The sequence below is a fragment of the Streptosporangium sp. NPDC049078 genome, assembly GCF_040648855.1.
Taxonomy (GTDB): Bacteria; Actinomycetota; Actinomycetes; order Streptosporangiales; family Streptosporangiaceae; genus Streptosporangium.
Genome location: NZ_JBEZEL010000001.1, coordinates 308861 through 334082, shown reverse-complemented (window position 1 = coordinate 334082; position 25222 = coordinate 308861). Strand labels below are relative to the sequence as shown.

Below are 25222 nucleotides of genomic sequence, written 5' to 3'. Positions count from 1 at the left end.
AGCGGTGCGGCTCCATTCATGTGGGCTGATGGAACTTTTCCGCGATCGCTGTGATCAACTCGATGGATTTCTTGGGGTCGAGCGAATCATGGCAAATGCGGTCGAACTTGGACGCAAGCCTGTTGGCGGCTTCGGCTTCAACGTATATCGCACCAGCGGGGCTCGGGACATAGGCGACGGCGGGGTAGGGGCCGGAGATCTCGAAGATTCGAAAGGCCCCGTCGGGGCTGGCGTGGGCACCTGCACTGAGGGGCAACACGCGGAGTTCGATGTTCGTCTGGTTCGCGGAGGCGAGGAGTCGATCGAGCTGATCATGCATAACTTCGAATCCGCCTACTCTGCGGCGCAGCGTGGCCTCGTCGAGAACCGCGATGAGGTTTGGCGCGTTGTCCGTGTTCAAGATCTGCTGGCGGGTCTGCCGGAACTTGATCCAGCGGTCGACCTGTTCTGGATCTGCCGTGGGTTCCTCGGCTCGGATCATGGCATCCATGTATTCCCTGGTCTGGAGCAGTCCTGGGATGACGAACGCGTCGAACGATCTGATCCTCTGAGCGCGTGACTCCAGCCAGGCGTAGTCGACGATGTTCAGGGACAGGTCCTCGGAGTAGTTGTCCCACCAGCCGCTCTGCCAGACGTCGCGGCTCAGCCGGATGAGTCCGTCTCGTCGCTGCTCTCCTGCGACACCGTACAGATCGAGCAGCGCGATGACATCCGGTGTCCGGGCAGGGTACAGGCCGGCTTCGAAACGGCTGACTGTGGAACCGTCGCGTTGCAGGAAATCGCCGGTTTCTTTGAGGGTGAGATTGGCTGCCTCCCGTAGTTCACGGAGCTGCTTGCCCAGCCACTGAGATCGCAGAGTCACTCCGCGCTTGGCGTTCACGGTCACCCTCCTTTGTGTACGGACAGTGGTCGAAGGTTACACCTCTGTCACGCATATGGGAGGAGTTCACGATTCCGCTGTGCAGATTTGCAGAGCGCATGCCACAGTTCATCGTGTTCAACTCATTACTCTCTGTATCCGAGAGGTTGTGAACGACATGAGAACGTTCGCGTGCGTTGGCCGCGCTACTCGTAGCGAGGGGGGCACATCGTGATCGGCGTAACGTGGCGTGGGTCTTTTCCCGGAGATCCGGACCAGCTCCACGATGTCCGCAGACTCGTTGGAGCACTCCTGGCCGGATGTCCCGTCCTGGATGACGCGATCGCCTGCCTTGCCGAGCTGGCTTCGAACGCGGTAGTCCACACCAAGTCCCACGGCGACGTGTTCACGGTCGAGGTCCGGCTGATGGATGGCTCTGTCCGGGTCGCCGTAACGGACGCCGGAGGGCCTACAGTGCCGACCCTTCCTTCTCACGTTCCGGGAGAGATGCTCGAAAGCGGGAGAGGGCTGGCCATCGTTGCCGCGTTAAGCACGCAGATGGGCACCGAGGGCGATGAGGAAGGCCGGACTGTGTGGGCGGAACTCAAGTGGGCTGTCCAAGACGGGCGCTGAGAGGCAGGGGGGCGGCCTCTGTCGCTTTCACGTACCGGTGATCTCGACACGGGTAAGAGGTCGAGGTGGTCAGTGAACCTCGCGGAGCGTTGTCCACCGCTTCCTCGTCCCCTTCGCGGCGCCTCGGCTCGGACGCCTCACGCGCACCTGCCCGAACCCACGTTCTCTCGATCGCCGCCGTCCCGCCGAACCGTGTCAGTGGACGCGGGGGCGGAGGCGGTCCAGGGCGGCTCTGCCGTCCTGGACGGCGCGGGCCACGAAGTGCAGTTCCTCTTCGCGGCGGGCGACGAGAAGGGCCTGCTTGGCCGCCTCGTAGGCGTCGAGGGCGAGGCGCCAGTCGCGGTCGGCGGTCATGCCGCCGCGACCGCTGACCTGGAACTCGTAGTCGAGCTGGTCGATCTCCTCGCCCAGCCGGGTGATGTTCTCCTCCGCGCCGTTCCGCATCAGCACGAACCGGGCGTTGCGCCGGCTCCGCCGCTGGGCGCTGACGCCCCAGGCCACCACGGTCAGCGCCAGGCCCACCGCGCTGAGCACGACCATGACGAGTCCGACGGACGGGCCGCCGCTCTGGATGGGGTCGTCCTGCGGGGCGTTCGTTTCCCTGGCTCCGAAGATGTCGAGGTCGGGCAGCGAGGTCGGGAGCGGGACGGTGAGACCGGTGGGGGTGCCCTTGGCGCCGGTGAGGTCGACGTCGTCGGCCTGGATGAAGGACGCGGCCTCGACCAGCGCGCCGGTGAAGTCGGCGCCGTCCAGCTCGGCCTGGGTGAACTCGACCTCGCGCACGTCGGCGTCCTTGAACGTCGCGTTGCGCAGGTTCGCCTGGCTCATCTTGGCCTCGCGGAGCTTGGCCCTGGTGAAGTCGGCCTTGCGCGCCTTGAGCTGGCCGGGGGTGCTCTCCTCCAGGTCGGCGTCGACCAGCTTGGCGTTGGTGAAGTTGACCTGGGTCAGCTCGGCCCTGGTCAGCTTCGCCCCGGTCAGGTCCGCGTGCGGGAACTCCGCCTGTCCGGCCTCGGCGTCGACCAGGATCGCCTTGCGCAGGTCGGCGTGGTCGGCGTGCATCTGCCCCAGGTCGGCCTCGGTGAGGTTGGCGCCCCGCAGGTCGGCGTACTTCAGCGTGGCCTGGGTGAGGTTGGCCTGCCTGAGCGAGGCGCCGCGCAGGATCGCTCCGGTGAGGTCCTTCTGGATGAGTTCCACACCGTTCAGCTTCGCCCCGGTCAGGTCGGCGCAGCGCAGGGTGACGGGAAGCTGGGCGCCCCTGGTGAAGTCCTTGCCGCGCAGGTTGACGCCCTGACCGGGCTTGCACGGCCCGGCCGCGGCCTGGGCGGGAGAGATGACTGTCCCCGAGAGCGCGAAGATCGCGACGATGAGAGCCAGGGGGATGGGACGACGCACGGGAGCCTCCTTCAAAGCAGCCCCGATCGTGGCAGCGGACCATTGCATCACGCTAGACACCCACTTGCACCTTTCGCGCCGGGGTTCGTGGACAACCTCCCGGTGGGGCTACCTCCGTCGCGTGACGGCAGGGCTCGCGCTTCTCATTGTTCAGATGTTGAAAACATTTGGATTTTGTTAGTATCCTGATTTCTGTTGTTCTGGGAAAGGGGGTGGCGATGGTTCGGCTGATTCGGGGTGCGGTGTGCTCGGACCTCTCCGAGCAGGCCCGCACCGGGCGGCGGAGAGGAGCGTCGGCCCTCGCCGTACGGCGCCTCGGAGCCGTACGAGGATCCGGTCCCCACACCCCGAGACCTGGGAGCTGACGATGGCGACTCGGCACCTGTACGTGATGCGGCACGGCGTGGCGGACGCGTTCGGCACGTTGACCGACGTCGGGCAGCGGCAGTCCGAGCTGGTCGGGAAGCGCCTGGCCGCCCTGCCCGTCGACGTCGTGTGGCATTCGCCCCTTCCCCGGGCGGTGCGCTCCGCCCAGATCGTCGGCGAGCACCTGCCGGGCGCTGCGGTGCGCGAAGCGGCCGAGCTGATCGACCATGTGCCGTACGTGCCGGACGAGATGCCCCCCGCGTGGGCGGGGTTCTTCGACGGGTACGACGCGGAGGAGGCCGCCGCGGGCGCGGCCCTCGCGGACGCGCTGGTCGACAGGTTCGCGCGCCCGGCGGAGACCGAGACCCACGAGGTCCTGGTCACCCACGCCTATCCGGTGGCCTGGCTGCTGCGGCACGCCCTCGACGCGCCACCGGTGCGATGGCTGGGGCTGAACTGCGGAAACACGGCGCTGACGGCGATCGAGTATCGCGACGCCGTGGCGCCGACGGTGCTGTTGTACAACGACATGGGCCACCTCCCGCCCGACCTGCGCTGGACGGGGTTCGGGCCGGGCACGCGACCCTGAGCACACGATCGACCAGGACCGTCCCGGACGCTCGACGGCGCGGGCCGAGCGGGGAGCATGCACGACCGCTCCGACGTGCCGGTTACCCGGCGAGGCCGGACCGGAGCGGGCCAGGCCGGGTACCGCGCCGGGCGGCCTGTGCCCGCAGAGGTCCGTGTGATACGTTCGGCGGCGCCGTGCGGCAATACGACCGAAGGAGGTGAGACCGATCAACGCTGTGACGACAGATCGGGGCTCCCTCCCACGCATGGTCTAGGGAGCGCCCGACAAGGCACCCCCGAAAGGCTTCGAACGCCATGCGCTTCAGCTTGACCTCTCAGACGTCGACCGACGGCGTCACCGAACGGTCCTTCACCCTCGGCGAGATCCCCGGCGTGTTGTTCACGCCGGAAGGCGCCACCGGAACCCGCCCGCTGATCCTGATGGGACACGGTGGCGGCCAGCACAGGAGAGCACCCGGCGTCCTGGCCGGCGCGTACCGGTTCGCCGCCGAGGGAGGTTTCGCCGTCGCGACGATCGACGCTCCCAACCACGGCGAGCGGCGGAAAAGCGAACGGTTCCTCCGGTTCGCGGGCGACATGCGGGCCCGCATGGCCGCCGGCGAGGATCCGGCCGGGCTGGTCGCGGCCATGCACGACCTGCTGGCAGAGCAGGCCGTCGCCGACTGGCAGGCCGTTCTGACCGCGGTCCAGGAGCTCGACCATGTGGGCACCGGCCCGGTCGGCTACTGGGGGGTGTCGATGGGCTGCGGGCTCGGCGTGCCGCTCCTCGCCGTCGAGCCCCGGATCCGCGCCGCGGTGCTGGGCCTGCTCGGCGTGCACGGGCTGGCCGAGAGCGCCGCCCGGGTCACCGTGCCGGTGCAGTTCCTGCTCCAGTGGGACGACACGCGAGTTCCCAGAGACCAGGCGCTGGCGCTGTTCGACGCCCTGGGCTCGACCGAGAAGACGCTGCACGCCAACCCCGGCGACCACGGGGGAGTCCCCGAGTTCGAAACCGACACCGCGCTGCGGTTCCTCACCCGGCACCTTGGATAGGAGCGTCGCCGTTTGACGAGCTCCCCGCGGCCTCTCACATGGATGACCGTTGATCCATGTGAGGGGCCCGGACGGGACCGGACTCCCAAGGCCGGTTCGTGCGGATACGGGAAGATGAGGCTTCACGCCCGCGCGGTAGGCGGTCACGTCGAAGAGTCACCGTCTCCCAATCGCGATCGACCCGTGCCCCCGTGACGGGACGCGCCGGTCTCTCGCCCACCCGAGGACCCAAGGTCCTGGCCGTGACGGAGTACGGCATGGGCGGCGCCGAGGCGCAGGGCCTCGTCGCGTTCCGAGTGGTCGCCCGACACCTCGTCGGCCCATTCGAGGAGCCGGCGCAGGTGTGCGTCGGCCCCGGTCGTGACGACACCGGGACTGCCGAGGGCGACCTCGCCGCCGGTCCCGTCGATGGTGACGAGGGTGCCCTCACCGACGGTGCGTCCACCGGCCCGCACCGAGGCGCCGGTGACGTCGACGACGAGGTCGCCGATCCCCACCACAGCGGGCTTTCCCATCGATCGCGCGACGACCGCGGCGTGGCTGGCCGGCCCGCCGCGGGCGGTGACGATTCCGGCGGCGGCCGACAGACCGTGCATGTCGTGCGGGGAGGTCTCCGGCCGTACCAGGATGACCGGGCCGTCCGCGGCCATGCGTACCGCTCCGTCCGAGGTGGTCGCCACCCTGCCGGCCGCGACACCGGGGCAGGCGCCGATCCCCCTGGCCAGGATGTCGGCGGTTCCCGCGATCCGGGGTGTGCGGACGTGCGGGAGATGCCGCGGTGAGATCCTGAGCAGCGCTTCGTGCCGCCCGATCACCCGCTCGTCGGCGAGGTCGGTCGCGACGCGGACGGCGGCACCCCCGACGAACCTTCCCGGCCGGACCTGCAGAATCCACAGCTCCCCGGCCTGGAAGGTGAACTCGACGTAGCACGCGTCGCGGTAGTGCCCCTCGACCCGGCGCAGCGCGTCCAGGAGGCCGGCCCACACCGCCGGTTCCCGGTCGGCGAGTTCGCGCAGCGGCCGGGTGAGTGAGCTGCCGGAGACGACGTCCTCACCCTGGTGCCCGAACAGGACCTCACCGAACGGGACGTTCTCCCCGGTGTTGGGGTCGCGGCTGAACGCGACCCCGGTGCCGCTGCGGCCATCGCGGTTCCCGAAGACCATCGTCTGCACGATCACGGCCGTACCGAGGTCGTGCGGGATGTCGTGCAGCTCGCGGTAGGTTCTGGCGCGCGGTGTGTCCCACGACGAGAACACGGCCTCGACCGCCGACTCCAACTGCCGCGCCGCGTCGTCCGGGATCGGCCGGCCCCACCGTCGCCGGATGAGCTCCTCGATCGCCTCGATCCGTGCCTGCTCGTCGCCTGCCCCTTGCCCGAGGGTTCCGTCGTCCACGTTGACGATCGCGGCGGCGAAGCCGGCCAGGAACCGCAACCGTGAGTTCAGCGCGAACCGCGCGTCGCCCGTCTCGGACGCCAGAGCGGCCGTGGCCTCGGTCGTGAGGCCGAGGTTGAGGATCGTGTTCATCATGCCGGGCATCGACACCTCGGCCCCGGAGCGAACGGAGACCGCCAACGGCGTCCGTGATCCCCCGAAGCGACGCCCGGTGGAGGCTTCGAGATCGGCGACGGCCGCCGCGAGTTCGTCGTCGAGCCCGTCGGGAAGACGCCCGTCGCGCAGGAACGTGCGACACGCGTGGGTGGTGACGACGAACCCGGGGGGCACCGGCAACCCGAGACGTCTCAGGACCAGGAGACCGTGTGCCTTGCCGCCCAGCGTCTCCGCCGTCTCCTCGACACGCGGAGAGAGCGGGCGAACCCATCTCATACCCATCGGGGGATCCCGAGTGTGGCGTGCAGGTCCTCGTGCAGCTCCGCCCACACGATGTGGTACGACGAGAAGTCGTCGGCCACGTACGCCAACTCGCCGGCGGCGGCGCGATCGAGTGCCTCGGTAAGACGGACCCGGTAGCGGCCGAAGCGGGGCAACGCCGCGGACAGCCGGGCACCGACGACGGCGGCACGCCGGTCGAAGTCGACGAACCGGGAGAGGACGCGGGCGTCGTAGGAGGCGTCACGATGGTCGTTGGCGGCCATGACACCGTCGACGGACCGGATCTGCCACGCCGTGCACAGTTCGAGCAGTTCCGGGTTGAGCACGAGAAAGTCGTCGAACGCCGCCTGCACGGCGGCACGGGCACCGGCCGACTCCAACTCGGCGGCGAGGCGTTCGGCGTTCACGACCCGGCCGACGTCGGTGAGACTCCACCCGCCGAAGTCGCCGCCCGCATACGTGACGAGACCGGCGACCGCGAGATCGATCAGCTCGGACTCGACGTCGGATTCACCGAGCCCCGTGGTGCCGGCGAGGCGGGTGAGGCCGGAGGCGCCGCTGCAGCGCAGGGCGTGGAGCACCGACAGACCGGTGTCGGTCGCGAAAGACTCGGATCGGGTCATGACGTGGGCCCCTTCGGCAGGGTGTCGTTCGAGTCGTCGGCGGTGGAGGTGCCGGAGGTCGAGACGTCGGAGGTCGAGGCCGCGTACGCGGCGCCTCGCCCGTGGGCTCGGGCGACGATCGCGCCGTTCCGGACGCGTACGGCGGACTCCGTCTCGTCGTCGAGGTCCGTCAGGCCGATCGCCGACGCCACCAGGGCGGCGCCGTCGAGGACGAGCCGGACACGCCGCCAGGCGTCTGGAGCGAAGACCCGCCGCAGGCAGCCGACGAGATCGGTGATCCTGAGCCGTACGAGGCGGCCCGTCTCGGCGGCGTCGTCCGTGACGACGACCACCGTCACCTGCTCGCCGGGCCGGGCGGAACGGACGGCCTCCTCGACGGCGGCGAGACGACCGGCCCCCAGCACCGTGATCAGGCCGTCGGCGCCGAGGTCGGCCCGACCCCCGCTGATCCGATCCGTGAGTTCGGCGGGCGGATCCCACGTGTCCTCGCACGGTCGCGCCGGAGTGACATAGGGAAGATACGGCGGCTCCCAGGTGTCGGTGAGCTCGATCCCGGCCAGATGCTCACACGCGCGTGCCAGGTCGAAGGGGTCGCCGAATCCCGGCGCGCTCTCGGCCAGGTGACCCGAACCGTCCAGCAGCGTCAGCGCCAGCTCGGCGAGCCGTACCCGCCGCACCGGCGTCGCGCGGTCCTGTTCGCACGACTCCAGGGCGAGGGCGAGCAGCAACGCCTCCACCCTGACGACCTGCGCCAGCACCGTACGCCCCCGCTCGTCGTCGAGGACGCCGCCGAGCGAGCGCAGGTGCAGGCGCCCTCCGGAGGCCGTGTCGCCGACCAGAGGCAGCCGTTCGAGCCAGGTCCTGGCGAACGCGCCCAGTGCATCGGACGTCGTCGTCGGCTGGGCCGGCGGTGGCGGCGGCTCGTCCGCGGTGGGGTTCTCGACCATGTCGATCAGCACCGCGAGATACAGCGCGCGCTTGCTCGGGAAGTTCGAGTAGACCGCCCCGCGGGTCAGGTCGGCCCGATCGGCGATCCGGTCGACCTTGGCCGCCGCGTAGCCGTGCTCGGTGAACTCCTCCCTCGCCGCCGTCAGCACGAACCTCCGGGTGCGCTCCTGCTGCTGCACCCGCGTCAGTCGAACCATCACCGTTCCTTTCTGCGAACCATCGGCATTAGGATACTCTCAAAATTCAGATGTTAGGAACATCTGAATTGCGAGACGATCGAGATGAAGGATGGTGAAGGTGAGCGATCATGGGTTCGAGACCGAAGGGTTGGCCAAGGCGTTCGGCAAGGTCACCGCGCTGGACGGTGTCGATCTGGCCGCTCCGCGCGGACAGGTGCTCGGCCTGCTGGGACCCAACGGTGCGGGAAAGACCACCGTGATCCGCGTCCTCGCGACCCTGCTGCGTCCCGACGGCGGACGCGCGTCCGTGGCCGGGTTCGACGTGGTACGCCAGCCGGGAGAGGTGCGCCGCCGGATCGCGCTGTCGGGCCAGCACACCAGCGTGGACGAGGAGCTGACCGGCCTGGCGAACCTGGTCATGATCGGCCGGCTCCTCGACCTGTCCCGGTCGCAGGCGCTCCTGCGCGCCACCGACCTGCTCGCCCGTTTCGGCCTGGAGGACGCGGCGAAAAGACCGGTGGCCGGCTACTCCGGTGGCATGCGCCGCCGCCTCGACCTCGCCGCGAGCATGGTCGGACACCCCGAGGTGGTCTTCCTCGACGAGCCCTCGGTGGGACTGGACCCCGGCAAACGCGACGAGCTGTGGCAGATGATCCGGGGCCTGAGCGCGGACGGCGTCACCGTCCTGCTCACCACCCAGTACCTCGAAGAGGCCGACGCCCTCGCCGACGCCATCGCCGTCATCGACCAGGGACGGGTCATCGCCTCCGGCACCCCCGCCGAGCTGAAACGAGAAGTCGGCGGGCACACCATCGCCGTGCGGCCGAACGACCCCGCCGACACCGACGTGGCCGCCCGCATCCTGGCCGACGTCGCGGGCCGGGCCCCGGAGCGCTCCAGCCGCCACGAGCTGGTCGTGCCCGTCACCGGTGACGCGGACTTCTTCGAGATCGCCGCCCGGCTGCGTGAAAGCCGCATCGGCGTCTCCGAGCTGTCGCTGCGCCTGCCCAGCCTCGACGAGGTCTTCCTCGCCCTGACCGGAACACCCGCCACCCCCGCCGCCTCCGCCGAAGAACCGACGAAAGCCGCACGATGACCGCCACCGAACGATCGCGTACCGGAATACCTACCACCGCCGCCGACGAACCGACGAGGGCCGCCCGATGACCGCCACCGTGTCCAGCATCGAACCACCGCGCACCCGGCCCCTCGCCTGGCTACGGCACAGCTTCGTGCTCGCCGGCCGCAGCCTCGCCAAGACCACCCGCAACCCCGGCCCGATCATCAACGGGGTCGTCACACCCGCCCTGTTCATGGTGCTCTTCCTCTATCTCTTCGGCGGCTCCGTGGCCGGCTCCACCGCCGACTACCTGCAGTACCTCTTCCCCGGCATCCTCGTCATGGGCGCCGGCCTCGCCGGGTTGGTCTCGACCGGCACCAACATCAACCTCGACCTCAAGAACGGCGTCACCGACCGGTTCCGCAGCCTGCCCATCAGCCGCCTCGCGCCCCTGCTCGGCTCCGTACTGGCCGACATCGTCCGCTATCTGCTCGCCGTCGCCATTCTCTTCGCCATCGGCACGCTCCTCGGCTTCCGCGCCCACGGCGGTCTCCCCGCGGCCCTCGCCGCCGCCGGCCTCGCCATCACCTTCGGCTTCTGCCTCAGCTGGGTCACCGTGTTCTTCGGCGTCCTCGTCAAGAGCGCCGACACCGTCCTCGCGATCAGCTTCATCGGTTTCCTGCCGTTGCAGCTCGGCACCAGCCTCGCCGCTCCCGTCGAGACCCTGCCCGGCTGGCTGCGAGCCTGGGCCGAGATCAACCCCGTCACCCACGCCATGGACGCCTGCCGCGCCCTCCTCAACGGCACCCCGGTCGGCGGCACCGTCACCACCACGCTCATCTGGTGCGCGGCCCTCTTCGTGGTCTTCTGCCCCCTCGCCATCCGCGCCTACAGCCGCCAGCAATGACCCGGCCTCGGTGAAGCGACATGAAGATTTCGGGGAATCGTCGGCCGCGCCGTCGCACCTGCAAAACCGGACTCCGTCCTATGGGCAGGTCGAGGTCCTGCACCGGTACGGTCGGTACTCCTTGAAACGAGCCGCGTTCCTGGTGCTCGGCCATGGCGGCCCGCAGGGGGTGAGACACGTCCGTGATCAAGGTCGGGGAAGATTGCCCTTCTTTTCCCGGACTATCGAGGAACCCCTATGAAGCGAATGATCGCGAGCATCTCCGCGGTCACGGCCGTCGCGCTCGTGACCGGGACACCGGCCCAAGCCCAGGCTCAGGCCGCCCCCGCCGATCCGGTCAAGGCGTTGAAGAGCCAGTTCGTTCCGGGCAAGGGGGTGAGGTTCAGCGATCGGAGCACCATGATCGAAGATGGCGAGGGCCAGCCTTACCTGCGGCGCACCGGTTCCTTCCAGTTCGGCCGAGGCGGGGTCGTCGCCTCCGACATCAGCTCGCAGAGTGCCCGCCCGGCCGACGATCGCCTCAATCCGCCCGTTCCCGAACGAACGATCCGGGTCGGCACCACGAGCTACTCCCAAGGTGGCACCTATCGCGACAAAATGCCGCGAGGCAAGAGTTGGTACAAGGACCCGGACGGCATGACGGGCGGTACGGACGGCTGGTTCAGCCAGCTGGTGAACGTCGCCGAGCCGGCGACCCTCACCAGCCTGCTCAAGGGGGCCAAGAAGTCACGTACCACCTACAGCGGCACCACCACCTTCGGCAGGCTCGCCAAGGTCTCGCCCTGGTTCCGCGCCACCCTGCCGCTCCGGTCGAGCGACAAGACCGTGGTGACGTTCAAACTCACCGTGGACAGAAACCACCTGCCACAGCGCCTGACCACGTCCTTCCCCGTCGTCGGCATCTTCGACAGCACCGGGTGGGAGGGCAAGACGATCAGCGTCGAGACCCGATTCACCGGCTGGGGCAGCAGGGTCTCCATCAAGGCGCCGCCCGCGAACAAGGTGACGACCAAGCTTGAGGACAGGGACGGGTTGTGACAGCTGACGGTGGCGCTGTTGTCATGAGACGGGCCGGCCTCGGTGACCCCGTGGCCGGCCATGCCGATGACCATTGCTGCCACGTCTTCACCTCCTGACGGCTCACGCTCAGGCCCGGAGCGCACTGCCTCAAGGCGGCTACTGCCACGCCTGCGATCGAGTGCCGAACGACGGCACATTCCTCGATGCGTCGAAGTTCGGCGTTCGGAATCGCCTCAAACATTCGCGTGACCAGGTTCGGCGGCGCGGATGGCGCGGGCGCCCGCCGCACGCAGGTACGCCAGCAGTTCGGGCGGCTCGTGCACCTGGAACTCGCAGCCGAGCAGGAGCAGCCGGGAGGCGAGCCACTCCAAGGTGTCGGCGCGCCCGTGCAGGCGGCAGCTGTGCTCGTCGATCGGCTGGACGTCGCCGGGGGCAGTGCCGAGCCTTCGCGTCACCTGGTCGGCCGGAAGGTGCAGGGTCGCCCGCATCTCATAGGTGGGTGCCGACGCGTACAACTTGTCGACGATGAAGGCGGCCGCGTCCTGCTCGGGCGGCTCGCGGGGTGAGACCCGCACGCCGGTTGGCCGCGGATCGCCGATTCGGTCGACGCGGAAGGTCCGCCAGTCATCGCGATCGTTGTCGTAGGCCAGCAGATACCAGCGGCGTTCGGCCGCCACCAGGCGGTACGGCTCGACCAGGCGTCTGGTCTCGTTCCCGTCGCTCGCCTGATAGGCGAACCGCAGGCGTTCTCGGTTGGCGACCGTACCGGCGAGCACCGTCAGGTTCTGCGGATCGACACTCGGCCCGTTCCCGGTCAGTGTCGACACCAGGGCCGCGGCCAGCGCGGCGACCCGGTACCGCAGCCGAGACGGCAGCACCTGCTCCAACTTGGCCAGGGCCCGCACGGATGCCTCCTCCATGCCGTCCACCGGAGTCCCGGCCGCCATGCGCAGACCGACCGCGATGGCCACCGCCTCCTCGTCGTCCAGCAGCAACGGTGGCATGGCCTTGCCGGCGGCGAGCCGGTAGCCACCCACCGCTCCCATCGTCGCCCGTACCGGATAACCCAGCTCGCGCAGCCGATCGACGTCCCGCCGGATCGTCCGGGGGCTGACTCCCAGACGCTCGGCCAGCTCGCTGCCGGGCCATTCGCGCGGCGTCTGCAGCAGGGACAGCAGTTTGAGCAGTCGTGCGGGGGTGTCGCTCATGGAGGCCATCATGCCCGGCCATATAGGTCAGGAACTGTCCCAGATGATTCCTACTCTCGGTCAGGTCACCGCGACGTACCACCGGGCCTGCCCGGGGACGACGTGGCGGGACATCGCGTACCCACTGAGGAGAGTCATGAGCACCGAGGTCCGCCCCTTCCGCATCGATATCCCCCAGGCAGATCTGGACGAGCTGCGCGGCCGGCTGGCCCGGACCCGGTGGCCTCGGGAACTTCCCGGTGAGGGGTGGAGCCGGGGCGTCCCCGCCGGCTACCTCAAGGACCTGGCCGAATACTGGCGCGGCGAGTACGACTGGCGCGGGCACGAGGCACGGTTGAACGGGTTTCCGCAGTTCATGACCGAGATCGACGGTCAGGACATCCACTTCCTGCACGTGCGTTCCCCCGAGCCCGACGCCCTGCCGATCATCCTCACCCACGGTTGGCCGAACTCGTTCGTGGAGTTCACCGACCTCGTCGGCCCGCTCACCGACCCCCGCGCGCACGGCGGCGACCCGTCCCAGGCGTTCCACGTCGTCGTGCCGTCGATACCCGGTTTCGGGTTCTCCTCGCCGCCGCACGAGAACGGCTGGAACGCCACTCGCGTCGCGCGGATCTGGGCGGGTCTGATGCGTCGCCTCGGATACGACCGCTACGGCACCCAGGGCGGGGACTTCGGCGCGTACGTCGCCCCGGAAGTCGCCAAGGTCGCCCCGGAGCACGTGGTCGGCGTCTATGTCATCAGCGGGCTCGGCTTCCCCACCGAAGACGACGTTCCCGAGATGACCGACGACGAGCGGGAGGCATATGCGCAGCTTCAGAAGCAGGACTGGATGAGCGGCGTGGATCATCATGGGTTGCTGCGCGCGGCGCCCCAGACCTTCGCCTATGGATGGCACGACTCGCCGGTCGCCGCGCTGGCCTGGATGACGCAGAAATTCAAGGAGTTCACCGTCGCCGCGAAATCGCCTGAGCAGGTGATCGATCGCGACCTGATCCTTACCAACGTCAGCCTCTACTGGCTCACCGGAACGTTGGGAACCTCTTCCTGGCCCTATTACGAGAGCACGGGCTTCGGCTGGCCGGAGGGGCAGACGGCGGCACCGACCGGTGTGTACAACGGACCGCCTGGAATCCGCCGGTTCGCCGAACGACGCAACGTCATCGTGCACTGGCCGGAAGACAATCCAGGCAGCCACCACTTCGTCGCCATGGAGCGGCCCGATCACGTCGCCGCCGACATCCGCGAGTTCTTCGGCAAGGTCCGCTGACCTTCCCGACGGACGTGCCTCTCACGTCCGGTGACGTGGACCCGACATGGTCCCTTCGGGGTCGGTGAAAGTCGCGATACGTCTTTCCGAGCAGAGGCCCTACGGTTCGGCATCGAGGTGGCCGCCGTTGTCATCCTCGCTCAACGTGTGGTCGTACGGCGAAACCGCCCGGGGACAGTCGCTCGCCGTCCACTTCGTGTTCCTCGTCGCCGTGGTTGACGGCGAAGAGCCAGTCGCCGCGTCGTACGAGTTCCACGGGGGCGGGGGAGAGGCCGAGCAGGCGGGCGTAGGCGTCGTCGGTCAGGCGGGTGGAGATGTAGAGGGCCGTTCCTGAGCCGTACGGGTGGCGGGTGATGGCGGGTTGGCCGGAGAGGGGGGTGTCGAGGGTGTGCGGGCCGGTGTAGACGGCCAGCGCCTCGGCGCCCTCCAGGTGGACGTGTTCGCTCCAGAAGGTGCCGGTCTCCGGCCGGTCACCGGGGAACGTCGTTTCACCGGAAAACGTCGCCTCGTCGGTCGGGGGACGTGCGGGTGTTCCGGCCCGGGAGGAGGTGCTCCGGGGGGCGAGGACGTCAGGAGCTGACAGGGTGAGGGCGACGTCGGGGGGCAGGGGGTGGAACTCCTCGACGCGGATGCCGAGGAGGTCGCGGAGGGCGCCGGGGTAGCCGCCGAGGCGGACGCGGGCGTGTTCGTCGGCGATGCCGCTGAGGTAGGAGACCACGAGGGTGCCGCCGCCGGAGACGTAGCGGCGCAGGTTGTCGGCGTCGGCGTCGGAGATCAGGTAGAGGCTGGGGACGAGGACGAGCGGGTAGGCCGACAGGTCGGCGGAGGGGTGGACGAGGTCGGCGGTGACGCCGTGCCGGTAGAGGACCCGGTGGGCCTGGCGTACGGCCTCGGTGTAGTTCAGTTCGGTGGAGGGCAGTCCGGGTGCCTGGAGCGCCCAGTTCGCCTCGGCGTCCCAGAGGATCGCGGCCCCGGTCTCGACGGGAGCCGCGCAGGCGTCCTCCAGCGTGGGGAGCAGGGCGCCCAGGTCGCAGATCTCGCGGAAGATCCGCGAGTCGGGCCCGGCGTGCGGGACCATGCCGCCGTACCAGAGTTCGGCGCCGCCGCGGGAGGCCCGCCACTGGAAGAACATGGCTCCCCGTGAGCCGCGCGCGATGTGCGACAGGCTCAGCCTGGTGATCTCACCGGGGCGCTTGGCGCGCATCCGGGGGCCGGTGTAGGTGACCACCGCCTGCTCCATCAGCAGCCAGGGTTTCCCGGTGGCCGGGCAAGGTGCCGGGGCGTCGGTTGGGGCGTGCGCCGGGGACGCGGCCCAGCCGCGGGCCAGGTCGGCGGCGAAGGCGGTCTCGGCGGGCGGGTCGGTGGACGGGTAGTGGTCGATCGCCACCAGGTCGACCTCGGCCGCCCAGCGGCGGTGGTTCACCGGCACCCAGTCGCCGAGGACGAAGTTCGTGGTGATCGGGATGTCCGGGGTGAGCTCGCGCAGCACCGCCTTCTGCTCGCGGAAGTGGTCGAGCATCGCGTCGGAGACGAACCGGCGGAAGTCCAGGGCCTGGGAGGGGTTGGGCAGGTACTGGGTGGCTCGCGGGGTGGTGATCTGCTCCCAGGCGGAGTAGTGCTGGCTCCAGAACGACGTGGTCCAGGCGTCGTTCAGCGCCTCCAGGGTGCCGTGCCGCGCCCGCAGCCAGATCCTGAAGGCGTCGGCGGCGTGGTCGCAGTGGCAGGTGGTGCCGTACTCGTTGTGCACGTGCCACATGGCGAGCGCCGGGTGGTCGCGGTAGCGCTCGGCGAGCGTGCGGACGATCCCGGCGCAGGCGGCGCGGTAGGCGGGGGAGTGCACGCAGTAGGTGTCGCGGCTGCCGTGGGTGAGCCGGGTGCCGTCGTGGGTGACGGTGAGGGCGTCGGGGTGGGCGAGGCCGAACCAGGGGGGTGGCGAGGCGGTCGGGGTGGCGAGGTCGACCCGGATCCCGCCGTCGTGCAGCAGGTCGAGGACGCGGTCGAGCCAGCCGAGGTCGTGGACGCCGGGTGCGGGCTCCAGGCGCGCCCAGGAGAACACACCGACGCTGACCAGGTTCACCCCGGCCCGCCGCATCAGCTCGACGTCCTCCTTCCAGACCTCCTCCGGCCACTGCTCGGGGTTGTAGTCCCCGCCGTAACACAGCCCGCCGAGCCGTTCCGACCAGTCCACGGCTCCCCTTTGTTTGGATGGAAACTAAACTAATTATCCACGCGCGGCGGGCCGGGCTCAAGAGGGCGGCTCCGGCTTCCTTCGTCCGCGAACGACCTGTTCGAGGGGGTGGGTCAGCGGAGTTCGGCAGGTCGAGGGCATTGACGTTTGTTGGTTTGGACGTAAAACTAACTCGGCAGATGCAGGCCCGAGCGCTGGAGTTCCCATGCCTTACCGTCCCCCGTTGGTCGCGCACGAGTACTTCGTCGCCGACCCGCCTGAGCTGCCCGTACGCTCGCACGGTGAGGGGGGCCTGTCGGCGTTGATCTCGGCTGAGCCGGTCGCCTCCGATGCGGCAGGGGTGATCCTGAAGGCCGTGACATCGGCCGAGGAGACGCTTTTGGTCCAGTTGAGCGTGGCGGGCGAGGGGGTGATCCGGGTCCGGCTCGGGCAGGACGCGGACGCGCGGACCCGGTCGGCCGCGGCGATCTCGATGGTCACGCCGGGCGAGTTCGCCGGGGCTCGGGTGGAGAGCCGCGAGGGGACGATCCTGCTGGACGCGGGCTCGCTGCGCGCGGAGATCACCCTGGCTCCCTGGCACCTGAGGTTCACCGACGCGAGCGGGGCGCCGCTGCTCGAGCAGGACCGGGGGCACACCGACATCAGTGGCCGGTTGCGCACGCTGCCGTTCGGCCGTTCCAGCTCGGGTGGCGCGGTGGTCGGCTATCACGAGAGCTTCGTGGCCCCCGCCGACGAGGCGTTCAGCGGGTTCGGCGAGTCGTTCACCCGGCTGGACAAGCGCGGCCAGCGGCCGGTGATGTGGAACTTCGACGCGTTCGGCGCCGAGTCGCAGCGGGCGTACAAGAACATCCCGTTCTACCTGTCCAGCAGGGGTTACGGCGTGCTGGTGGACAGCGGGACGCCGGTGGAGTTCGACGTGTGCCAGTCCACGCACAGCTGCGTGCAGATCGTGGTCCCGGACGACCTGATCGACTACTACGTGATCGCCGGGCCGACCCCGTCGGAGGTGCTGGAGCGGTTCGACCTGCTGACCTGCCGGCCGCTGCTCCCGCCGAAGTGGGCGTTCGGCACCTGGATCTCCTCGGGGTTCTTCGTGGACACCCAGGAGCGGGTGATGGCGCGGGCGCGGAGGATCCGCGAGCGCGGCATCCCGTGTGACGTGCTGCACCTGGACACGTACTGGCAGACCGACGGCCACTGGTCCGACCTGCGCTGGGACGCCGAGGGCTTCCCCGACCCCACCGGCATGCTGGCCGAGCTGAAGGAGATGGGGTTCAAGGTCTGCCTGTGGATGAACCCGTACATCTCCCACCTCAGCCCGATCTTCGCTGAAGCGGCCGAGAGCGGATATTTCCTGAAAAAGCCTGATGGTGAGGTCTACGTCGCCGACTGCTGGCACGGCTCCTACCCGGCCTGCGGCATCGTCGACTTCACCGACCCGGCCGCCACCGAGTGGTTCAAGGGACTGCTGCGCCCGCTGCTCGAACAGGGCGTCCAGGTCTTCAAGACCGACTTCGCCGAGGGCGTGCCGCACGACGCGGTCGCGGCCAACGGCATGTCCGGCACCGACCTGCACAACGTCTACACGCTTCTGTTCAACGACGCCGTCTCCGAGGTGACCAAGGAGGTCGCGGGGCACGGCATGGTCTGGGCGCGCTCGTCGTTCCTCGGCGGGCAGCGGCATTCGGCGCAGTGGAGCGGCGACACCTACACCAGCTACGCCGCGATGGGCAGCACGCTGCGCGGCGGGCTGGCGCACGGCCTGTCCGGCGTCCCGTTCTGGAGCCACGACGCGGGCGGGTTCACCGGCCGCCCCACCGACGACCTGTACGTCAGGTGGACCCAGTTCGGCGCGCTCTCCCCGCTGCTGCGCCTGCACGGCACCACCAGCAGGGAGCCGTGGGAGTTTCCCGAGGTCGAGGCGGAGGCGGTCGAGGCGCTGAGGCTGCGCTACCGGCTCATGCCGTACATCTACACGGCGGCCGTCGAGGCGGCCAGGACCGGGGCCCCGATGATGCGGGCGCTGTGCGTGGACTACCCGGACGACCCGGTGGCCTGGCAGGCGGACCTGCAGTATCTCCTCGGCCGCGACCTGCTGGTGGCGCCGATGACCTCGCCCGAGCAGGTGAGGAAGGTCTACCTGCCCGAGGGGGAGTGGGTGGACCACTGGACGGGCGAGATCCTGTCCGGCGGCCGGTACGTCACGGCCGCCACGCCGCTGGACCGCGTTCCGCTGTACGTCCGGCGCGGGGCCGTCGTCCCCGTTCTCACCGAGCAGGGCGGGACCGAGGCGGGCGGGACCGTCGGGGACGGGCCGTTCGGGGAGATCACCCTGGTCGCGTACGGAGTCGGAGCCGACAGCGGCGAGATCCGTACCGTCGTCTCCGACCTCGACGGGGACACCGTGATCACCGCGGTCCCCGAGGGGGAGGGCCTGCGGGTGACCGTCTCGGGGAGCGCGCGGATCGCGGGCGTCGAGTTGGTGGGGGCCGACATACCACTCGTCATCACCACCATCTAGGAGAAAGACCATGTTCAACCTGAAAGTCGGTGTCGCCGCGGTGGCGGCGCTCATGGCGCTCGCCGCCTGCGGCGGCACCGAACCCGCGGCGGACACCCCTGCCGCGGAGGGCCCCCGTGTCCTGAAACTCTGGCACTACGAGGGCGCCGACAGCGCGATGGGCAAGGCGTGGGCCGAGGCCGTCAAGCAGTTCGAGGCCTCGCACCCCGGCGTGACGGTCAAGTTCGAGGAGAAGGCGTTCGAGCAGATCCGCCAGTCGGCGGGGATGATCCTGAACTCGGACGAGGCCCCCGACGTGATGGAGTACAACAAGGGCAACGCCACGGCCGGTCTGCTGTCGAAGCAGGGTCTGCTCACCGACCTCACCCCCGAGGTGACCAAGCGCGGCTGGGACAAGCTGCTCAGCCCTTCGATCCAGACGACCGCGAGATACGACGAGCGCGGTGTGATGGGCGGGGGCAAGTGGTACGGCGTCCCCAACTACGCCGAGTACGTGATGGTCTACTACAACAAGGACGCCTTCAAGAAGGCGGGCGTCGAGGTGCCCACCACCTTCGAGGAGTTCACCGCCGCGCTCGACACGTTCGTCAAGGCGGGGACCACCCCCATCGCGGTCGGCGGCGCCGAGTATCCCGCGCAGCAGATCTTCTACCAGCTCGCGCTGAGCAAGGCGCAGCGACCGTGGGTGGACGCCTTCCAGCTCTACAAGGGCAAGGTCGACTTCAAGGGACCCGAGTTCAAGTACGCGGCCGACACCTTCGCCGACTGGGTCAAGAAGGGCTACGTCGACAAGGACTCCGCCGCGATCAAGGCCGAGGACATGGGCACCTCCTTCATCGGCGGCAAGTATCCGATCCTGGTCTCCGGCAGCTGGTGGTACGGCCGCTTCGCCAGCGACGTCAAGGACTTCGAGTGGGGCTCGTTCCTGTGGCCGGGTAACACGATGAGCGCCGGATCCAGCGGCAACATCTGGGTCGTCCCCGAGAACGCCAAGAACAAGGATCTCGCCTACGACTTCATCGACATCACGATGAAGAAGGACATCCAGAACCTGCTCGGCAACTCCGGCGGCATCCCGGTCGCCGCCGACACGGACGCGATCACCGACGAGAAGAGCAAGGAGCTGATCGAGAACTTCAACAGGCTCTCGACCTCCGACGGGCTGGCCTTCTACCCCGACTGGCCGGCGCCGGGCTACTACGACGTGCTCGTCTCGGGCGTGCAGAACCTCATCAACGGCACCAAGACCCCCGACGCGGTCCTGGACGAGATCGCCGCTCCGTACGAGGAGAACCTCGCCGACATCGGCAACTGACGTCTCCCACGGCCCGCGCCGTGACGATCACGGTGTCACGGCGCGGGCCGCGCGTACCGAACACGCGGCCCGCGCACGGAGCAGTGCACGGAGCAGAGCGTGCGCGCAGATCACAGAACACGTGCGCGGGACACGCGCACGGAGCAGAGAAAGCCGTACGCACAGAACAGAGAAAGGAGACCTCCGATGCCGAGGTCTCGCGACCGCGGGTACTGGGTGTTCCTGCTGCCGAGCGCCGTGCTCTTCACCGCGGTCATCGTCGTGCCGTTCCTGATGAACGTCGGCATCGGCTTCACCCGCTGGCAGGGGATCGGCGACCCGAGGTGGATCGGGCTGGAGAACTACACCCGCCTCCTCGCCGACGAGCGGTTCTGGTCCTCCTTCCGCAACAACGTCGCGCTCATCGTGGCGATGGCGATCGTCCCGACGCTCATCGGCCTCGTCCTGGCCGCCACGCTCTTCGACTACGTGGGCAAGAAGGTCGGTCCCCGTGCGGCCAGTGTGCTGCGGGCCGCGTACTACCTGCCGCAGGTGCTGCCGGTCGCGGTGGCCGGGATCGTCTGGGGCTGGATCATGCACCCGCGCTTCGGGGCGCTCAACGACCTGCTCGGGCTGCTGGGGATGGAGCCGAGGAACTGGCTCGGCGACCCGGCCTGGGCGCTGCCGAGCGTGATGGCGATCATGGTGTGGTTCCAGATCGGCTACCCGGTCGTCATCTTCATGGCGGGGCTGCAGCGGGTCGATCCCGCGCTGTACGAGGCCGCCGAGATGGACGGCGCCTCGTGGTGGCGGCGGTTCTGGCACATCACGATCCCGCAGATCCGGCCGGAGATCTACGTGGTCCTGCTCACCTGCACGATCGCCGCGCTCAAGGTCTTCGGGCCGATCTTCGTGCTGACCAGGGGCGGTCCCGGCGGTGCCACGCTCGTGCCGTCCTACTTCAGCTACCAGAACTTCTTCGAGAAGGCCAACGTCGGGTACGGGGCGGCGATCGCCACCGTGCTCACCCTCGTGATCATCGCGGTGACGGTGTTCTTCCTGCGGGTTCAGGACAGGGAATCATGATCCGGAAATACTCGGTCCTGGTCTCGCTGGTCGTGCTGGCCGTCGCGATGCTGGTGCCGTTCGCCATCGTCACGCTCAACGCGGTGAAGTCCCCGGCCGACTACTCCTCGGGCGGGCCGCTGGGACTGCCGAGCGAGCTGTATCTCGACGGGATCGTCGACTTCTGGAACCGGGTCGACTTCGGCGGCAAGCTGTGGAACAGCCTGCTGATCAGCGGCTCGGTCGCGGTGCTCGCCACGGTCCTTTCTGTGCTCAACGCCTACGCGCTCGGCATCGGCAGGGTGCGCGGGCGGGTGTGGATCCTGGTCGTCTTCCTGGTGGCGAACACGCTGCCGCAGGAGGCGCTGGTCTACCCGCTGTACTACCTGGCCAAGCAGGTCGGACTGTACGACACCAGGCTCGGTGTGATCATCATCTTCACGGTGATCCAGAGCGCCTTCGGGACGTACCTGCTCGCCTCGGTGCTCGGCCGCTTCCCGCGCGAGATCCTGGAGGCGGCGGCCCTGGACGGCGCGGGCAAATGGCGGGCCCTGTGGCAGGTCGTCGTGCCGATCAGCAGGCCGACGCTGAGCGTGCTGCTCATCTTCTTCTTCATCTGGACCTGGAACGAGTTCTTCCTGCCTCTCGTCTTCCTCATCTCCAACGAGAACCAGACCGTCCCGGTCGCGCTCGGGGTGTTGCAGGGGGACAAGATGATGGACGCCACGATGTCCAGCGCCTCGGCGCTGCTCGGCATCCTGCCCGCGGTCGCCTTCTTCCTCATCTTCCAGCGGACCCTCACCCGCGGCGTGACCGTGGGCGCCGTCAAATGACCGCATCTCATCTCACGCTCGATCACATGACCACACCGTGTCTGCCGTTCGACGTCGTACGCCGCTCGGGGGCGGACGGCGTCCCGACAGCGGTGTTTCTTCGACTCCCCCTGACCTGGAGGCGAAATGTCGTTATCCACCACGTCCGTTGCGGCGGTCGCCGTGACGGCCCTCACCCTGGGGTTGTGCGCGGTCCCCGCCCATGCGGTCCCCGCTCGCGTGCCCCACGAGACGACCCCCGCCCACGAGTCGCACGAGCGATCGGCCCGCGCCCCCACCCGCACGGTTCCCGAACATCCCTTCCGCGACCCCTCACTCCCGCTGAACCGGCGCGTCGACGACCTGCTCGGCCGCCTCACCACGGCGGAGAAGGTCTCCTGGCTCCACCAGTACCAGCCCGCGGTGGAGCGGCTCGGCATCGGGCTGTTCAAGACCGGCACCGAGGCGCTGCACGGCGTCGCCTGGTCCACCGACGTCGACAACGCCGGGAACGTCGTGACGGCGGAGGGAACCGTGTTCCCGCAGGCCGTCGGCCTGGCCAGCACGTGGAACCCCGACCTGGTCAAGAAGGTCGGCACTGCCGTCGGTGAGGAGGCGAGAGGCTACCACGCGGAGAATTCCCGTCTGTGGGGCCTGCAGTTGTGGACGCCGGTGGTCAACCCGCTCCGTGACCCACGCTGGGGCCGCAACGAGGAGGGCTACTCCGAGGACCCGCTGCTCACCGGCGCGATCTCCACCGCGTACGGCTCGGGTATCCAGGGCGACGACCCCGACCACTTACGGGCGGCCCCGGTACTCAAGCACTTCCTCGGCAACAACAACGAGGTCCGTCGCGACACGACCTCCTCCAGCCTGCGCCCTCGCGTCCTGAACGAGTACGAGTACCCGGCGTTCAAAACGGCGTTGGAGGCGGGCGCGGCCACCGGCGTGATGACCGCGTACAACCTGGTCAACGGGCGGCCCGCCACGGTGACCGACCTGAACTCCACCGTCAGGGCCTGGACGGACCGGCCGCTGTTCAACGTCTCCGACGCAGGGGGGCCCAACAACCTCACCGGCTCCCAGGGCTACTTCGCCACCAAGGCCGAAGGCGCCGCAGCCATGCTCAAGGCGGGCGTCGAGAGCTTCACGGTGGACAACACCGACGGCGCCCCGACGGTGGCCGCGGTGAACGAGGCGCTGGCGCAGGGGCTGCTCACCCAGGCCGACCTCGACACCGCCGTCCGCCGCATTCTCGTTCTCCGGTTCAGACTCGGCGAGTTCGACCCGGACGGCGGCCCGTACGGAAAGATCACCAAGGACGTGGTCGACAGTACCGCGCACCGCGAGCTGGCCAGGCGGACCGCGGGCGAGGCGGCGGTGCTGCTGAAGAACTCGGGGAAGACCCTGCCGCTGCGTCCCTCGCAGAAGGTCGCGGTGGTCGGCCCGCTGGCCGACACCCTCTACACCGACTGGTACTCGGGCAGGCTTCCGTACCGGGTCACCCCGCTCGACGGGATCGGGGAGCGGGCCGCCACGGTCACGTCCGAGGGCGTCGACAGGATCGCGCTCAAGTCCGGCGGCAGGTACCTCACCGCGGGTACGGGGGCGGGCGCGGACCTGAGGCTCTCGGGGATCTCGGCGGGTGCGACCGAGCAGTTCGACGTCTTCGACTGGGGCGAGGGGATCGTCACCCTGCGCAGCGTCGCCAACGGAAAGTACGTCAGCCGCGCCAACTGGTCCACCCTGGTCAACAATCAGGAGCAGCCCACCGGCTGGTTCGTGCAGGAGCAGTTCAAGCTGGAGGCGCAGGCCGACGGCACGACGCTGCTGCGCTACGCGGGCTACGAGACCGCCTACGACTGGTTCGGCCAGAACAAGTACGTCAAGGCGGCGGCCGACGGCACGCTCGGCCTCACCGTCGCGGAGGACGCCACCCGCTTCGAGAAGGAGATCGTGCGCAGCGGGACCGCGGAGGCGGTCGCGGCGGCGAGGAGCGCCGACGTGGCGGTGGTCGTCGTCGGCAGCATGCCGTTCATCAACGGCCGTGAGGACCACGACCGGACCGACCTCGGTCTCGCCGAGGGGCAGCAGGCGCTTGTGGAGGCGGTGCGCGCCGCCAACCCGAACACGGTCGTGATCCTGGAGAACAGCTACCCGACCACGATCGACCGGCTGCAGGAGAAGGTCCCGGCGATCCTGTGGACCACCCATGCCGGAGCCGAGACCGGCAACGCACTGGCCGACCTGTTGTACGGCGACGTCAACCCGGCAGGCCGCCTCACCCAGACCTGGCCCCGAGCCGGCACGCCGTTGCCGGACATCCTCGACTACGACATCGTCAAGACCGGCTCGACCTACCTGTACTCGAAGCGGAGGCCGCTCTACGCTTTCGGCCACGGGCTGAGCTACACCACCTTCGGCTACCAGGGCCTCAAGGCCGTTGCGAAGGGTGGCGGGCACGAGGTGAGCGTCAAGGTGACCAACACCGGCTCGCGCGCGGGTGACGAGGTCGTCCAGCTCTACACCCACCAGCACACCTCCCGGGTGGAGCAGCCGGTCAGGCAGCTGCGCGGCTTCCAGCGGGTGCGCCTGGCCCCCGGGGAGTCGAAGGTCGTGAGGTTCACGCTCAGGACCGCGGACCTGGCCCTGTGGGACGTGACCAGGGGCCGCTTCGCGGTGGAGCCGGCGACTCACGACGTCCTGGTCGGCTCGGCCTCGGACGCGATCCGGCAGCGCGTGACCATGCGGGTGGACGGCGAGCGCATCCCGGCCCGCGACCTCACCCGGACCACCCGCGCCGCCGACTTCGACGACTACTCGGGCGTCGAACTGGTCGACGAGACCAAGGTCCGAGGCGACGCGGTCGGCGCCTCGGCGGGCGAATGGATCTCCTTCGAGGACGCCGACCTCCGCGCCGGGGTCACCGGCGTGCGGCTCGGGGTCGCGGCCACCGCCGCCTCCTCCGTCGAGATCCGCCTCGGCTCCCCGACCGGCAGGCTCGCCGGGACCGTGCGGGTGCCCGCCACCGGCGGGACCTACTCGTGGGCCACGGCCACCGCCCCCGTCTCGGCCGTACGGGGCGCTCAGGACGTCTACCTGGTCTTCCGCGGCGCCCTGCGGATCAAGGACGTGACCTTCACCCGCTGACCGCCCCCCTCACGCGGCCCGTCCCCTCCGCCGGGGGCGGGCCGTGCGGCGTATGTGGTGAACTTCCTGCCGCGCGAGGTGGAGAATTCTCGGACTTCGTTTTCCCAGCCCGTTTCATGGTCCATACACGATGGTTTTCTCCCGCCCGTCGGACGGGCGCTTCGCTCCTCTTATCGGTTTCACAGAATTGTCGGTCGGCCTGGTTAGCATCTGCTCGTCCAGAGGAACGGGATCGCCCCGTTATTCCTTGTCATGGCTCGGCGGATAGGAGT

General features: G+C 69.2%; 19 protein-coding genes. 12 read left to right on the top strand and 7 right to left on the bottom strand.

Going from position 1 to position 25222, the window contains the following annotated elements:
• Nucleotides 1–16 precede the first annotated feature (16 nt).
• Entirely contained in the window at nt 17–880 is an 864-nt protein-coding gene (locus tag AB0B90_RS01360) for a helix-turn-helix transcriptional regulator (RefSeq protein ID WP_362920189.1), read from the bottom strand.
• Nucleotides 881–1090: 210 nt separating this feature from the next.
• Between AB0B90_RS01360 and AB0B90_RS01355 the strand changes: the two genes are divergently transcribed.
• Nucleotides 1091–1492 (top strand): ATP-binding protein, encoded by a 402-nt coding sequence (locus AB0B90_RS01355; RefSeq protein WP_362920187.1) that lies wholly within the window; start codon nt 1091–1093, stop codon nt 1490–1492.
• A 195-nt stretch (nt 1493–1687) separates the two neighbouring features.
• On the opposite strand, the gene AB0B90_RS01350 is transcribed toward AB0B90_RS01355, so the two are convergent.
• Nucleotides 1688–2884 (bottom strand): pentapeptide repeat-containing protein, encoded by a 1197-nt coding sequence (locus AB0B90_RS01350; RefSeq protein ID WP_362896217.1) that lies wholly within the window; start codon nt 2882–2884, stop codon nt 1688–1690.
• A 367-nt stretch (nt 2885–3251) separates the two neighbouring features.
• Here AB0B90_RS01350 and AB0B90_RS01345 point away from each other — a divergent pair, with 367 nt between their 5' ends.
• Both AB0B90_RS01345 and AB0B90_RS01340 read left to right on the top strand, forming a co-directional pair.
• Complete coding sequence (locus AB0B90_RS01345) at nt 3252–3839, top strand: histidine phosphatase family protein (protein ID WP_362920185.1); 588 nt, start codon at nt 3252–3254, stop codon at nt 3837–3839.
• 308 nt (nt 3840–4147) lie between these two features.
• Complete coding sequence (locus AB0B90_RS01340; RefSeq protein ID WP_362920183.1) at nt 4148–4873, top strand: alpha/beta hydrolase; 726 nt, start codon at nt 4148–4150, stop codon at nt 4871–4873.
• 143 nt (nt 4874–5016) lie between these two features.
• Here the strand turns inward: AB0B90_RS01340 and AB0B90_RS01335 are convergent, their stop codons facing one another.
• From AB0B90_RS01335 to AB0B90_RS01325, 3 genes are read right to left on the bottom strand one after another with little or no spacing between them, the layout of a single operon-like run.
• Nucleotides 5017–6699, bottom strand: coding sequence for a pyruvate, phosphate dikinase (locus tag AB0B90_RS01335; protein ID WP_362920181.1), 1683 nt, complete (start codon nt 6697–6699; stop codon nt 5017–5019).
• Complete coding sequence (locus AB0B90_RS01330; RefSeq protein WP_350943486.1) at nt 6696–7328, bottom strand: transcriptional regulator; 633 nt, start codon at nt 7326–7328, stop codon at nt 6696–6698. Before AB0B90_RS01330 ends, AB0B90_RS01335 begins: the two co-directional genes overlap by 4 nt.
• Nucleotides 7325–8473: a helix-turn-helix domain-containing protein gene (locus AB0B90_RS01325; RefSeq protein WP_362920179.1), complete on the bottom strand. Its 1149-nt coding sequence runs from the start codon at nt 8471–8473 to the stop codon at nt 7325–7327. Before AB0B90_RS01325 ends, AB0B90_RS01330 begins: the two co-directional genes overlap by 4 nt.
• Before the next feature lie 100 nt (nt 8474–8573).
• Here AB0B90_RS01325 and AB0B90_RS01320 point away from each other — a divergent pair, with 100 nt between their 5' ends.
• The 3 genes from AB0B90_RS01320 (at nt 8574) to AB0B90_RS01310 (ending at nt 11460) form a co-directional block, all read left to right on the top strand.
• The gene (locus tag AB0B90_RS01320; RefSeq protein ID WP_350943488.1) at nt 8574–9551 is read left to right on the top strand and encodes an ATP-binding cassette domain-containing protein; all 978 of its coding nucleotides are present in this window, start codon (nt 8574–8576) and stop codon (nt 9549–9551) included.
• A 67-nt stretch (nt 9552–9618) separates the two neighbouring features.
• Nucleotides 9619–10422, top strand: coding sequence for an ABC transporter permease (locus AB0B90_RS01315; RefSeq protein ID WP_362920177.1), 804 nt, complete (start codon nt 9619–9621; stop codon nt 10420–10422).
• Nucleotides 10423–10659: 237 nt separating this feature from the next.
• The gene (locus AB0B90_RS01310; RefSeq protein ID WP_362920175.1) at nt 10660–11460 is read left to right on the top strand and encodes a hypothetical protein; all 801 of its coding nucleotides are present in this window, start codon (nt 10660–10662) and stop codon (nt 11458–11460) included.
• A 215-nt stretch (nt 11461–11675) separates the two neighbouring features.
• Here AB0B90_RS01310 and AB0B90_RS01305 read toward each other — a convergent pair whose 3' ends face one another.
• Nucleotides 11676–12650, bottom strand: coding sequence for a YafY family protein (locus AB0B90_RS01305; RefSeq protein ID WP_362920173.1), 975 nt, complete (start codon nt 12648–12650; stop codon nt 11676–11678).
• A 136-nt stretch (nt 12651–12786) separates the two neighbouring features.
• Here AB0B90_RS01305 and AB0B90_RS01300 point away from each other — a divergent pair, with 136 nt between their 5' ends.
• Nucleotides 12787–13920 carry an epoxide hydrolase gene (locus tag AB0B90_RS01300; RefSeq protein WP_362920171.1) on the top strand — a complete coding sequence of 378 codons (1134 nt, stop codon included), beginning with the start codon at nt 12787–12789 and terminating at the stop codon, nt 13918–13920.
• 130 nt (nt 13921–14050) lie between these two features.
• On the opposite strand, the gene AB0B90_RS01295 is transcribed toward AB0B90_RS01300, so the two are convergent.
• Nucleotides 14051–16108 carry a beta-galactosidase gene (locus AB0B90_RS01295; protein WP_362920169.1) on the bottom strand — a complete coding sequence of 686 codons (2058 nt, stop codon included), beginning with the start codon at nt 16106–16108 and terminating at the stop codon, nt 14051–14053.
• 205 nt (nt 16109–16313) lie between these two features.
• Here AB0B90_RS01295 and AB0B90_RS01290 point away from each other — a divergent pair, with 205 nt between their 5' ends.
• The 5 genes from AB0B90_RS01290 to AB0B90_RS01270 all read left to right on the top strand — a co-directional run bounded on the left by AB0B90_RS01290 (nt 16314) and on the right by AB0B90_RS01270 (nt 24950).
• The gene (locus tag AB0B90_RS01290; RefSeq protein WP_362920167.1) at nt 16314–18629 is read left to right on the top strand and encodes a TIM-barrel domain-containing protein; all 2316 of its coding nucleotides are present in this window, start codon (nt 16314–16316) and stop codon (nt 18627–18629) included.
• A 10-nt stretch (nt 18630–18639) separates the two neighbouring features.
• On the top strand, nt 18640–19944 hold the full coding sequence (locus AB0B90_RS01285; RefSeq protein WP_350943503.1) for an extracellular solute-binding protein: 1305 nt from the start codon (nt 18640–18642) through the stop codon (nt 19942–19944).
• Between the two features lie 186 nt (nt 19945–20130).
• Nucleotides 20131–21009: a sugar ABC transporter permease gene (locus AB0B90_RS01280; protein WP_362896263.1), complete on the top strand. Its 879-nt coding sequence runs from the start codon at nt 20131–20133 to the stop codon at nt 21007–21009.
• Nucleotides 21006–21821, top strand: coding sequence for a carbohydrate ABC transporter permease (locus AB0B90_RS01275; protein WP_350943505.1), 816 nt, complete (start codon nt 21006–21008; stop codon nt 21819–21821). Before AB0B90_RS01280 ends, AB0B90_RS01275 begins: the two co-directional genes overlap by 4 nt.
• Before the next feature lie 126 nt (nt 21822–21947).
• Nucleotides 21948–24950, top strand: a complete 3003-nt coding sequence (locus tag AB0B90_RS01270) for a glycoside hydrolase family 3 C-terminal domain-containing protein (protein WP_362920165.1) — start codon at nt 21948–21950, stop codon at nt 24948–24950.
• Nucleotides 24951–25222: the final 272 nt, after the last annotated feature.

What these genes read in the sequence shown, in the direction of transcription:
- AB0B90_RS01290 (WP_362920167.1), top strand. Translation starts at nt 16,314, where the DNA reads ATGCCTTACCGTCCCCCGTTGGTCGCGCACGAGTACTTCGTCGCCGAC.
- AB0B90_RS01325 (WP_362920179.1), bottom strand. Translation starts at nt 8,473, where the DNA reads ATGGTTCGACTGACGCGGGTGCAGCAGCAGGAGCGCACCCGGAGGTTC.
- AB0B90_RS01345 (WP_362920185.1), top strand. Translation starts at nt 3,252, where the DNA reads ATGGCGACTCGGCACCTGTACGTGATGCGGCACGGCGTGGCGGACGCG.
- AB0B90_RS01310 (WP_362920175.1), top strand. Translation starts at nt 10,660, where the DNA reads ATGAAGCGAATGATCGCGAGCATCTCCGCGGTCACGGCCGTCGCGCTC.
- AB0B90_RS01335 (WP_362920181.1), bottom strand. Translation starts at nt 6,699, where the DNA reads ATGAGATGGGTTCGCCCGCTCTCTCCGCGTGTCGAGGAGACGGCGGAG.
- AB0B90_RS01315 (WP_362920177.1), top strand. Translation starts at nt 9,619, where the DNA reads ATGACCGCCACCGTGTCCAGCATCGAACCACCGCGCACCCGGCCCCTC.
- AB0B90_RS01330 (WP_350943486.1), bottom strand. Translation starts at nt 7,328, where the DNA reads ATGACCCGATCCGAGTCTTTCGCGACCGACACCGGTCTGTCGGTGCTC.
- AB0B90_RS01285 (WP_350943503.1), top strand. Translation starts at nt 18,640, where the DNA reads ATGTTCAACCTGAAAGTCGGTGTCGCCGCGGTGGCGGCGCTCATGGCG.
- AB0B90_RS01270 (WP_362920165.1), top strand. Translation starts at nt 21,948, where the DNA reads ATGTCGTTATCCACCACGTCCGTTGCGGCGGTCGCCGTGACGGCCCTC.
- AB0B90_RS01300 (WP_362920171.1), top strand. Translation starts at nt 12,787, where the DNA reads ATGAGCACCGAGGTCCGCCCCTTCCGCATCGATATCCCCCAGGCAGAT.
- AB0B90_RS01275 (WP_350943505.1), top strand. Translation starts at nt 21,006, where the DNA reads ATGATCCGGAAATACTCGGTCCTGGTCTCGCTGGTCGTGCTGGCCGTC.
- AB0B90_RS01280 (WP_362896263.1), top strand. Translation starts at nt 20,131, where the DNA reads ATGCCGAGGTCTCGCGACCGCGGGTACTGGGTGTTCCTGCTGCCGAGC.
- AB0B90_RS01305 (WP_362920173.1), bottom strand. Translation starts at nt 12,650, where the DNA reads ATGAGCGACACCCCCGCACGACTGCTCAAACTGCTGTCCCTGCTGCAG.